Here is an 11,542-nt window from a genome sequence, read left to right on the forward strand (position 1 = left end):
GGGTGGACAACCGGGACAGACAGGTGGGCAAGTGAGCGGACAGGTAGTGAGACAGGTAGTTCTCCCGTCCCCGCACACCGGTCCGTCGCTCAGGCTGCACCCATGCCGAGGACGCAGACTGCACTGCCAGCAGCCTTGGGATGCCAGGAGCCGGAGCCGACCGGCTGGAGCGGGTGTAGGCAGCCAGGGCAATGGCACATCCACAAGCCAATCAATTGCAATAGTCGGGTGTTGTACATCCGTGTTCCATGCAATGAGATGACGCCAGAGCTGGGGGAGGCCCTGCGAAGCGGGGCAGTCAGGAAGACCATTAACGTGGCGGCCGGATCTGGTTGCGGAGCCAGCCAGCAAAGTCCCTTGGTATCGTCGACACCAGTCCTGCGCGCGTATGACGAAGTAAATTTATGCGAGACTAAGCACGCGAGACCAGATGCGAAAATCCAGCCGGTGGGCGAGGCCGACCGCGTTTCCCGGAAACTTCGACAAAGATCTGATTTGATGACCAACGAGAAAGCGCATTCACCGGAGGGCTTGCCGGTGATTCGGCAGGCGACCTCCGAAACTGATGTCGTGGTGGTCGGTGCCGGCATCATAGGCCTGGCGAACGCCCTTCAGCTTGCCAAACGAGGCCTGCGAGTAACGCTGATCGACAACCTTCGCGACAAGAAACACAGCTACAAGGTTGGAGAGTCGTTCCTAGTCTTCACAAGTGCTTTTCTCCGCACTGTGGGCGAGCTGGATGAGTTCATCACCGAGGAATCATTCGCGAAACTCGGTGTATGGTTCTCCCACGGCACGGAGAACAGATCGGACTTCCGCGACGCCACCGAGTGGGCCATCAACGCCGACCCGCATCCGCCGCATTATCTCTACGATATTGCGCCCGACAAGAAGTGGTTCCGCTGCATGTTCCTCGACATGCAGATCGTCCGTCCCGAAGCGGAGGATTCGATGTGTGCGGCCGTCCGACGGCGTGCTGGAATCACTTTCGTCGACACCGCCCGAGTGAGCGACATACAGATCTCCCCGGGAGCGGACTGGCATCAGGTGGAATGGCTGGACGGCACAACCGGGCACAGCAACATCATCCGAACGCACTGGGTCGTCGACTGTTCTGGACGCAACCGGTTGTTGGCCCGCGGCCGCGGACATGCCGCGGAGCGGCGGGAACTGACTGACGGATTTCAGACGACAGCGGTCTGGGGCCAGTTCGAGGGCGTGACCGACGGCCTGTTCGGTGACGAGTGGACGCATACCTTCCCCAACGGCCGCGATACGCAACGCGACCTGTACACCGTACATTTGTGGGGGACTGGTTATTGGATCTGGGTCATCCGGCTCTCGAAGGAACGGATCAGCGTCGGCGCGACTTTCGACCAGCGGTCGGCGCCACCCGGCCGAACTCCGCAGGAGCAGTTCTGGAATCTCATCCGGCGGCACCCCGTCCTCGACAAGGTGATCGCACCGGAGTCACTCCTTGAGTTCCGGACCTACCGTAACGTCCAGCACTGGACCGACACGTTCGTCAGCCCGCAGCGCTATGCAATGGTAGGCGACGCGGGCAGCATCATCGACGCCTACTACAGCCAGGGAATCGCGCTGGCGTTGGTGACCAGTTGGCATCTCGCCAACATTGTCCAGGACGACGTCCGCTCCGGGCACCTGGACCGGGCGTATATCGAGCGGGTGAACCGAGCCACTCGCCAGGACTGGCACATGCTGCGCGCGATGGTCCGCGAAAAGTACACTGCCGCGATCGCGGATCCTCGCTTCTTCGTGTTGTCCCACGTGCTTGATATGATGGTGTTCTGGTCGGTGGGCAGCACCCGTTCAGCGCTCACCCGATGGCTCGTCGACACCGAGGGCGACACCACTCGGGAGACCCCGAAGAACCGCCGCGTCCGGCGGCGTCTCCAATCCACGCTATTCTACTCCCGGGCCCCGCTGTGGCGGTGGTTGCCGCCGGAAACCGTGCATTGGATACAGAGCCGGCTACAGGCCAACCTCGCGGCCCGCGCACGGTGGCGGCTGGATCACGGTGTCAAGCTACCAACGGTCCGTAGCGTCCAGAACGTCACCGCGCCGCTGCCTAAGCTGTGGTGGCTGGCGATCGGCGGGGACCGGGGAAGAGATATTTCAGCTCATGACCTGGTGGAACCCGCGGAACTACGACCAGAGGGCACCGCGACCTGGTTGGACCGGTTGCCCGTGCCGGCCAACACCCGATTGCGATGGGTGATCTGGCTGCGGCCGTATGCCCTGCTCGCCGGATTCGCCGCTGCCTATCTGTGGGACGGGGTGGACACGGCGATCCGACGCCTGCTCCTGCTTGTACGCCGCCCCAGCGACAGCGCGACGGCCAGCGAACTCGCTAACCACGAGGCCTTGCTAAGGAAAGATGAATGAAAGCCGTTACCACTGGGCGACCGATCGCCTATCTACATTTGGACTCGCCGCACGCGGAGTACCCACAGATCGTTACCGCCCTGGCTGATTACGGTGTCACGGCAGTCGCGGTCCATCTCGACAACGTGCACACCGTCGACTGGACAGCGTTCGACGGCGTGAACCTACGAATGTGCCGCGGCTTCCACGAGCGGCCCGACTTCCTTGACAGGATCCGGAGACTGTATCTGGAGCTGGACGGGAAGATTCCAATTCTGAACTCGATGCGGGTGGCCGTCGGGACGCTCGACAAACGGCGGTACCTGTCAGAGCTCGAACAGGACGGCATCGCGGTGATCCCGACCCGGTGGGTTTCCCGGGGTGAGGACGTGACGATTGACACGCTCATGACCCAGACCGGATGGGACCATGTCGTCATCAAGCCAACCGTCTCGGCCGGCTCCTGGCGCACCTTCCGGGTCTCACGGAGCGGGCCGAGTACCTCAGCAACGCACTTCGTCCGGCACAGCCACGAAGCAACGTCGGCGACGGGCGTGGCACCACGCCGCGACACGGAACCCGAGACACTGCTCCGTGACTTGGTGTCCACCCATCACGTCTGTGTCCAGCCCTTTCTCTCATCGATCCTGGCTCATGGTGAACTCTCCTTCGTCTTCCTAGGCGGAAAGTTGAGCCACGCGGTCCGCAAAAGAGTCGCCCGGGACGGCGGCTGGTGGGCACATGAACGGTTCGGTGGCCGGAATGAAGTTATCCAGCCGACACCAGCCGAGCGTGAGTGGGCGTACTGTGTGTATGAAGCACTAGAGAACCGATACGGACCGTTGATCTTCGGCCGGGTTGACGGCTTGCGGGACGAACACCGTGTGCTGCGGCTACTGGAATGTGAGCTCGTCATCCCCCGTCTGCTCCTGACCGAGGGCAACGCCTACGACACGTACGCAAAGACCATCGTGCGGGCGGTTGGCGGCTGACCCGATGACCTACCGAGAAACGCTCGCCGGCCCCGGGGAGTAACGGTTACGTACGCAGCGCATCGGATCTACCGGCGGTTTACCTCATCCTGCCACTCTCGCTCGTGCTTGGTGTCACCGTCGGTTCAGACGTCCGCCTGACCTGCCCAGGAGTAGTGATGGTCAACGCATCCGGTCCGGTAGCCGCGCTGTCGTCCCATGCGCTTCTCGTTTTCCTGCTCCAGATCGCCGTCCTGCTCGGGCTAGCTTATCTCCTCGGGCGGGCGGCAACGCGGCTGGGAATGCCGGCAGTGGTGGGTGAACTCCTCACCGGCGTGATCCTCGGGCCATCTCTGCTTGGCGCGCTCGCGCCTGGCTTCGCCGGCTGGCTGTTGCCCGCACGGGCCGACCAGTTCCATCTCCTCGACGCCGTCGGCCAGCTCGGCGTGATTCTGCTGGTCGGATTCATCGGCATAGAGATGGACATCCAGATGGTGCGGCGCCGGGGTCTGGCCGCCGCCCGGGTCGGCCTCGCCGGGCTGCTGGTTCCGGTGGGCCTCGGCGTCTCGGCGGGGCTACTGCTGCCTGACTCTCTCGTCGCGGACGGCGCCCATCGGCTGGTGTTCGCGGTGTTCCTCGGCGTAGCGCTCGGGGTCAGCGCGATCCCGGTAGCCGCGAAGATCCTCATCGACATGAACCTGTTGGACCGCAACGTCGGCCAGCTCACCCTGGCCGCGGCCGCAGTCGACGACGTGGCCGGGTGGTTCGCACTCTCCATAGTGTCGGCGATGGCGACCACGGGCGTGCGTGGCAGTGACATCGCCGTGCCGGTGGTCAGCATGCTCGGCACCGTGCTGGCCGCCCTGGTGGTCGGTCCTCCGACGGTCCGGCGGGCACTTCGATACGCCAGCACGGCGCGCGACGGTGGTGGCCACATCGTGGTCGTCACCGTACTGATCCTGGCCGCGGCGGCGGCCACGGAGGCACTGAAGCTCGAGGCGATCTTCGGCGCGTTCATCGCCGGCGTCGTCATCGGGTCCAGCCGGGGTTTCGCTCCCGACCGGGTCGCGCCGCTGCGGACGGTGGTGCTCACTGTGCTGGCGCCGATCTTCTTCGCCACCGCCGGGCTACGGGTCGATCTCGGCAAGCTCACCGACCTGTCGGTCCTCGCCACCGGCCTGGTGGTCCTGCTGCTTGCCGTCGCGGGCAAGTTCGCCGGCGCCTACCTCGGAGCCCGGGCCAGCCGGCTTGGCCACTGGGAGGCCCTCGCGCTCGGCGCCGGGCTGAACGCCCGCGGGGTCATCGGCCTGGTCGTCGCCGGAGTGGGGCTCCGCCTCGGCGTGTTGAACACGGCGGCCTACACGGTGGTGGTCCTCGTGGCACTCGTCACCACCATGATAACTCCGCCGATCCTGCACCTCACGATGCGACGGGTGGAGCACACCGCGGACGAGACACTACGGCGACTGGACCCCACCGGCGACACCGAAAGCGCACATTCCGGTGCCCGACGCTAGCGCCGGCATGGACGTCAGATAACCGCATCCTACAAAAGGCTGTTTCGTAACTCGATCGGGTGTGGTGTGGGTGGGTCCGGGGTGTGCTCGACCCGCGCGACCCGACCGGCTCACTCCCGCTCATCAGCCCGTCGGGAAGACCACGGACAGGCCAACGACTGCGTGGCAGATGAAGGATTTTGGCCCTTCGGAGTCGCCCTGCCCCTGCCAGCCCAGGGGTGCGAATCCCCTGGGCCACCCGACCCAAGAAGCTGTTTTAGAATTACCCTGGTCCCATATCCCAACTCGATAAAGCGGGTTGTCGACCGGTTGGCACGCCGAGCGCCGGAGTCCGACCCTCTGGCGCTCAGCATACGTCCGAGGTTAGGGCAAGATCTAAAATAGGTTCCTAGAATTTTCCTCCGGGAGGGGTTGGGACCGCTGTCTGGGCTATGACCGCAACGTGGCTGGTGGCCCCGGCTGGCGCCGGCCAGGGTGTCGCACGTTGCGGACTCTCGATACTGGCCCGTGGTACGGGCACGGCGCCGCCGTTGTCCTGCTTGGAGTTCTGGCCGCAACCGCTGAGGAACAGAGTCGATGGGATGACGAGGGCGCCAAGCACCGTCACCATGGCTCGACGGCCACGGTGCCTCGGTGTCCGGGGCCATCGGGATCGGAAGGAATGTATGGTGTCCATAATGATTCAGTAGTCTACTGCCCTATGCGCAACTTTTCCACCTACCCGAGGGGCCGGGTTTTCCACCCGCCCGCGAGGTCAGAAAGATCCTGAAGCGTCTTCCCGGTGATCACATCAGTACCTTCGGCGGGTAAACCAGCCCGCCTCTTCCAAACCTTGCTGGTGCCATTAGTGATCAGGTGTGAGCTCAATGGCAGTACTTTAAGAGCGTGTCTCACACGGCGGTTCCGGGTAGATAACCGATCATGGATGTGATGGAGAGCGGCTTGCTCTACGTCCGGTCCCGGACGAGTTGTGGAAGCTGGTCGAACCGTTGCCGCTCCGGTTCGAGGCAGGCCCGCAGGGCGTTGAACACCCCCGGCTGCTCGGCGAGGATCGGGCGGCCAGCGTCTGCTCGCCGACGTGGGAGCCGTCGATCGCGGCCCCGAGCGTCGCTCGCGACGCGTAGGTGGTCACGAGCGCGGCGCGCACAAGCAGGTGGGGCGGGTCGTCGGCGGTGCCCGACGGGCCCGACGCGGCCCGGTTCGCCGTCGTGTCCAGGCAGCGGGTCTGGGTGCCATCGCCCCGCACACCGGCGGGTCACATATCGTTATCAACCTCCATTCTCAAACGCCTTCTGACCGACAATCTCAAACACCTTCTCAGATCTCTGCGAATTCGCGAACGGCCTGGATGAACTGGTTGAACTGGCTACGGTGCACGTCGTGTGATGCGTTGTGCAACTCGACGGTGGTGCAGCAGGCGGGCAGGATGCGGCGTGCGTGCGCCCATTCCTCGTCGGACCACAGTCCGCCCCGCAGCGGGTTGGCGCGGATGAGAAGGGTCCGAACAGTGAGCTGACCTAGGAGCGGGAGTAGCGGGCCTGTACAGGATCCATCGCGCACCAGGCTCTCGACGATGGCAGGGTCGGCGTACCGGAAACCCTCCAGCAGACTGTCCACATCATCGGGGTGCCAGCCGGGATGAACCATGGAGAGGATTTCCCGCAGTTCTATTTCGGACAGTGCGATGGCCTTGATCAGATCGTTGATCTGTTCGCGCTGCAGCTTTGGTGACATCATCACCGGGGGGTCTTCAAGAACAAGGCGCGACACCGCCGGGGGAAGCTGCTCCGACTCGGCACCGGTCGCGGTGATCAGGGCCACGGCGGCTCCCCACGAGTGGCCGACCAGCATCGGTTCCTCGACCCCCACGGCGGTCAGGAAGGACACCACATCATCAGCGGCCTTGCGTAGGCCGTACGACCCGACGGGTGGTCGAACACTGGCACCATGTCCTCGCAGATCGAGCGCGAAAACCTGGTACCTATCCCCCAGCGCGGGGCCGACACGAGACCAGCTTGCAGCCGATCCCGCGTTGGCATGCAGCAACACGACCCGCATTCGTTCATCTCGATCTTCACTCCAGACCCGATAGCTGAATCGGCCGGCAGGAAGATCAATGAATCGTGCGTGCCAGCCAAAATTGGCACGGCCAGCGTGTGCGCCCGTCATGGCAGTCTCTTTTCTTTGTCGGCGGTGGCCGTTATGGTGCTACGGTCGCACCAGCTGGCGATTCCGCGGGCCGGATCCGCTCCCACGTCAGGTACGGAAGCCGGATGCCAGAGCCGTCCCACTTTGCCGGACAGCACAGCGTCAACACATTTCCTCTCAACGCGAAATTGCGAACCTGGTTCCCTCCAATCCATTCGGGAACAGACGCCACCTGCACATGATGGATGACTTGATCATCCGCTAGGAAATAGGTTCCGCAGTATCCGATGTAGGGATGGTTCATGGCGATCGATTCGGCGTCGACCTGCGAGCTATTCATGAATTCGGAGACGGATGCGCTTGAGGTGTGACGCTGAGGGTCGCGCAGGTGTGCGGACATGTGGCCGTCGGCCGCGTAGATCACTAGACCGCTCGGTTGGGTGCCCATGGGCATGCTGAGAATTATTCCATTGCGGTCAGTAACGATGAACGAGACGAGCTTCCATGCTCCGACTAGCAAAGGTCCATGCGTATCGAGGTGGTCCGAAAAATCCGAACTGGTTACGCCGCTCATGAAGGCAAATCTCCATTGATGTTGGATTGGCTCAGATTGTTGACTTGCTAGTCCGAGGTCGACAGTTCGGAGGCCACGCCACATCCCCTCCCTTCAGCGTCCGGTGATGGCGGTACAGGAGCCCCTTCCCTGATGCGGGGGTGATCCCCCGCCGATGATCCTCGCGATCCGTAGGAGGTGGACGCCGCGTGCAACAACACCGCGGTACACGTCCGTCTTGGTGGCGGCAGGGCCGGGAAGGCTGGCGAATTCCGACCTCCGCTATTCCCGCGGAAAATCCAAAATTCATGATCACGTCTCGCGGAAGCGGTTGATCGCGTCCAGATGGCGGGTCCGTATCGCGTTGTCGCGCACGCCGAGGCCCTCCTGCGGCGCGAGGCACAGGACAGCGACCTTGCCATGGTGCAGGTTGCGGTGCACCTCGTAGACGGCCTGGCCGGTCTCGTCCAGTGGATACACCCGTGACACGGTCGGATGAACCAGCCCCTTGGTGATCAATCGGTTGGCCTCCCAGGCCTCGCGGTAGTTCGCGAAATGCGATCCCACTATCTTTTTCAGATTCATCCAGAGATAGCGGTTGTCGTAGGAGTGGACGAAGCCGCTGGTGGAGGCGCAGGTGACGATCGTTCCGCCGCGGCGGGCCACATAGACCGAGGCGACGAAGGTCTCCTGCCCGGGATGCTCGAAAACGATGTCCGGATCCTCCCCGTCGGTGAGCTGCCGGATCTTCTTGCCAAAGCGCTGCCATTCCTTCGGGTTCTGGGTGTGTTCATCCGTCCAGAACCGGTAGCCTTCCGACGTCCGGTCGATCACCAGCTCGGCGCCCATCCTGTGGGCAATTTCGGCTTTCTCGGAAGAAGAGACAACGCAGACTGGGATTGCACCGCCGCGCACCGCCAGCTGCGTGGCGTAGGAGCCCAGCCCCCCGCTCGCGCCCCAGATCAGCACGATATCTCCCTGCTTCATGTCCGCGCCGTTGCGCGACACCAGCTGACGGTAGGCGGTGGAGTTCACCAGGCCCGATGCCGCGGCCTCCTCCCAGCTCAGATGCGCCGGTTTCGGCATGAGCTGGTTCGCCTTGACCAGAGCCAGTTCGGCGAGGCCACCGAAGTTGGTCTCGAAACCCCAGATGCGCTGCTCCGGATCCAGCATCGTGTCGTTGTGGCCCTCCGGCCGTTCCAGCCCGACCGACAGGCAGTGGGCCACCACCTCGTCACCTGGCGACCAGGTGTGTACCCCCGGCCCAGTGCGCAGCACGACACCGGCGAGATCGGACCCTACGACGTGATAAGGCAGGTCGTGTCGCTTGCTGAGCGGGGAGAGACGGCCGTAGCGCTCCAGGAAACCGAACGTCGGCAGGGGTTCGAAGACCGACGTCCACACCGTGTTGTAGTTGATCGAGGACGCCATCACGGCGACCAGCGCCTCACCGGGGCCGATCTCCGGTGTCGCGACCTCGTCCAGGTGCAGTGAACGTCGGGGGTTCTTGTCGCGGGATGCGAGCCCACTGAAAATGTTGACGTCTTCCTTTCGGACGACCACTCCCCGGTAGGTCTCCGGCACCCGGAGGGATGTAAAGGCCTCCTTGGGCGTGTCACCGGCGAGAATAGCTGACCTTATTTCTTTCACGGTCGAACTCTCCTATACGATGCCGACATCGAGCAGATGTTCAATAGACCCGGAAACCCCGCCCGGTCTTGTACCCCAGACGTCCGGACCTGACGAGGTCTTCCAGCAGGCGCGTCGGGGTGTACCCGGGTTCGCGGAACTCCCGGTACAGGGCGCGCTGGATGGCGAGTGTCACGTCCAGGCCGATGACATCGGCGAGTTCGAACGGCCCCATCGGGTGTGCGCAGGCGACCTTCATGGCTGTATCGATCGCATCGATACCCACGTAATGGGACTCCAGCATCTTCACCGCGTCGTTGAGATATGGGAAAAGTAGGGTGTTGACGATGAAGCCGGCGCGGTCGGCACACCGGACCGGGTACTTGCCCGCCGTCCTGGCCACGTCGAAGACAGTCGCGGTCACGTCGTCCGCGGTTACGATGGTCGGCACGATCTCGACCAGGCGCATCTTCTTCGCTGGGTTGAACCAGTGCATACCGACCACATCCTGCGGGCGGGACGTGGCGGTGGCACACTCGATCACGGGCAGTGAGGACGTGGTCGTCGCGAGGACCGCTCCCGGGCGTGCAACCGTGTCGAGTTCAGCGAACAGCGCCCGTTTGACGTCCAAGTCCTCAACGACCGCTTCGATGATGAGGTCACACTCGGCGAGGACGGACAGATCGGTCGAAGCTCGAACCCGTGCCAGTGTCGAAGTACGCTCGTCCGATGAGATCTTTCCCCGTTCGACCGCTTTGTCCAGTGACCGCTCGAGCTTCGTCCGGACAGCGGCGATTTTCTTCTCGCTCCGTGCACGGAACACCACCTTGTAGCCATGGTGGGCACAGACCTCGATGATTCCGCTGGCCATGGTGCCGGTGCCGACCACGCCGATCGTGTGCACCGGCCGTCCTGGGACCGCGAAGAAGCCGAGTTGGGGTGGTTCGACCATGTCGACGATCTCGGAGGAGTAAGGGGCGGCGTAGGTGTAGAAGCCGCGCCCGGTCTTGCGGCCGAGCATGCCGGCGGTCACTAGCTGCTTGAGCAGCGGGGCCGGTGCGTGCAGGTGGTCGCGGGAGGTGTGATGGATCGAGTCGAGAATCTCGTACGCGGAGTCGAGACCGATCAGATCGAGCAGTGCCAATGGGCCCATCGGGTGACCGCAGCCGAACCGCATGGCGGCGTCGATGTCCTCACGGGTGGCGTAGCACGCCTCCAGCATCCGGACAGCGCTGTTAAGGTACCCGAACAGCAGGGCGGTCACGATGAAGCCCGCCCGGTCCCCGGCGACCACCGCGGTCTTTCCGACCTTCGCGACGAGCGTCCCGACATCCTCCAGTACAGACGGGTCGGTGACCACAGTATGGATGATCTCGACCAGGCCCATGACCGGTGCGGGGTTGGACCAGTGGGTCCTGACAACCCGGGAGGGGCGTGAGGTAGCGACGGCCAACGTGATGATTGGCAGGGAGCTGGTGTTCGTCGTAAAGATCGTCTCTGGCGGGCACAGCCTGTCCAGCTCGGCGAAGAGCCCGAGCTTCTTCTCGATCCGCTCGGGAATCGCCTCGATGACCAGCTGGCAGTCGGCCACAGCCTCGATCCCGGTTCCGGCCTGGATACGGGCGAGCAGGGCGTCCCGCTCGACCTTGGTCAACTTGCCGCGGCTCATCGCCCGGTCGGTGGAGTGCCGGATCCGATCGAGCCCGCGGGCCAGCGTCTCGTCGTTGAGCTCGACGCCGACCACCTCGATGCCGGCGCGCGCCACTACCTCGGCGATGCCGGCGCCCATTGTGCCGAGCCCGACAACTCCGACCTTCGTGCCGTTGAGCTGGATATCCATCAGGTCACCGGTGGACGATCCGGTGCGCTCGCCCCGGCTTCTTCACTATTATCCCCACCAGTTGCGCCCTGTCTGGGGAGATGCCCCAATGCTCCGGACGGAAGTCGTCGACAATCCGTGTGGTCATCAGGTCGAACACCTCCGCGTTGAGGCGCACCAGGCTGCGGTGGACATCCCCGGTGCGGCTGACCAGGCCGGCCTGCTCGAGCACCTTGATGTGCTCGCAGACCGTCTGCACGTCGGCCTTGCACCACTCGGCGAGCTCGCCGACCGTGGCGTTGCCGTCGGTCAGCCGCTCGATCAGGTCACACCAGGGCGGATTCGCAAGAGCCTCGAAGATCTGAAACATGATCCCGACCTTCCTCTGCAAGCACGACACGTCATCTGATTCATTTACGATAGCCCACCGAGTGGCCCATGTCGTCAACTGTACGGATGAATATGGGCGTCCTCGGGGCGACGCGTGAGTCCTACGCTCATCTAGCGGGAGTTTCCTAGA

General features: G+C 63.7%; 8 protein-coding genes. 3 read left to right on the forward strand and 5 right to left on the reverse strand.

Going from position 1 to position 11,542, the window contains the following annotated elements; genetic code table 11:
• Positions 1 to 498: 498 nt before the first annotated feature.
• The 3 genes from AC08ON_RS07475 (at position 499) to AC08ON_RS07485 (ending at position 4,873) form a co-directional block, all read left to right on the forward strand.
• Positions 499 to 2,406 (forward strand): NAD(P)/FAD-dependent oxidoreductase, encoded by a 1,908-nt coding sequence (locus AC08ON_RS07475; RefSeq protein ID WP_476616686.1) that lies wholly within the window; start codon positions 499 to 501, stop codon positions 2,404 to 2,406.
• Positions 2,403 to 3,377, forward strand: a complete 975-nt coding sequence (locus tag AC08ON_RS07480; RefSeq protein ID WP_476607026.1) for an ATP-grasp domain-containing protein — start codon at positions 2,403 to 2,405, stop codon at positions 3,375 to 3,377. The genes AC08ON_RS07475 and AC08ON_RS07480 overlap by 4 nt, the downstream gene beginning before the upstream one ends.
• A 158-nt stretch (positions 3,378 to 3,535) precedes the next feature.
• A complete protein-coding gene (locus AC08ON_RS07485; RefSeq protein WP_476607027.1) occupies positions 3,536 to 4,873 on the forward strand; it encodes a cation:proton antiporter in 1,338 nt (445 codons plus the stop codon).
• Positions 4,874 to 6,190: 1,317 nt separating this feature from the next.
• On the opposite strand, the gene AC08ON_RS07490 is transcribed toward AC08ON_RS07485, so the two are convergent.
• From AC08ON_RS07490 to AC08ON_RS07510, 5 genes are all read right to left on the reverse strand, one after another.
• Positions 6,191 to 7,042: an alpha/beta fold hydrolase gene (locus tag AC08ON_RS07490; RefSeq protein ID WP_476607028.1), complete on the reverse strand. Its 852-nt coding sequence runs from the start codon at positions 7,040 to 7,042 to the stop codon at positions 6,191 to 6,193.
• A 31-nt stretch (positions 7,043 to 7,073) separates the two neighbouring features.
• The gene (locus tag AC08ON_RS07495; protein ID WP_476607029.1) at positions 7,074 to 7,595 is read right to left on the reverse strand and encodes a lipocalin-like domain-containing protein; all 522 of its coding nucleotides are present in this window, start codon (positions 7,593 to 7,595) and stop codon (positions 7,074 to 7,076) included.
• Between the two features lie 291 nt (positions 7,596 to 7,886).
• Entirely contained in the window at positions 7,887 to 9,224 is a 1,338-nt protein-coding gene (gene ccrA, locus AC08ON_RS07500; RefSeq protein ID WP_476607030.1) for a crotonyl-CoA carboxylase/reductase, read from the reverse strand.
• 40 nt (positions 9,225 to 9,264) lie between these two features.
• Entirely contained in the window at positions 9,265 to 11,043 is a 1,779-nt protein-coding gene (locus tag AC08ON_RS07505) for a 3-hydroxyacyl-CoA dehydrogenase family protein (RefSeq protein WP_476607031.1), read from the reverse strand.
• A 4-nt stretch (positions 11,044 to 11,047) separates the two neighbouring features.
• Complete coding sequence (locus tag AC08ON_RS07510) at positions 11,048 to 11,392, reverse strand: ArsR/SmtB family transcription factor (RefSeq protein ID WP_476607032.1); 345 nt, start codon at positions 11,390 to 11,392, stop codon at positions 11,048 to 11,050.
• Positions 11,393 to 11,542: the final 150 nt, after the last annotated feature.

This window comes from Frankia sp. CoWAU3, assembly GCF_977971855.1.

Coding starts and splice junctions, on each gene's coding strand:
- AC08ON_RS07475 (WP_476616686.1), top strand. CDS start 499: ATGACCAACGAGAAAGCGCATTCACCGGAGGGCTTGCCGGTGATTCGG.
- AC08ON_RS07480 (WP_476607026.1), top strand. CDS start 2,403: ATGAAAGCCGTTACCACTGGGCGACCGATCGCCTATCTACATTTGGAC.
- AC08ON_RS07485 (WP_476607027.1), top strand. CDS start 3,536: ATGGTCAACGCATCCGGTCCGGTAGCCGCGCTGTCGTCCCATGCGCTT.
- AC08ON_RS07490 (WP_476607028.1), bottom strand. CDS start 7,042: ATGACGGGCGCACACGCTGGCCGTGCCAATTTTGGCTGGCACGCACGA.
- AC08ON_RS07495 (WP_476607029.1), bottom strand. CDS start 7,595: ATGAGCGGCGTAACCAGTTCGGATTTTTCGGACCACCTCGATACGCAT.
- AC08ON_RS07505 (WP_476607031.1), bottom strand. CDS start 11,043: ATGGATATCCAGCTCAACGGCACGAAGGTCGGAGTTGTCGGGCTCGGC.
- AC08ON_RS07510 (WP_476607032.1), bottom strand. CDS start 11,392: ATGTTTCAGATCTTCGAGGCTCTTGCGAATCCGCCCTGGTGTGACCTG.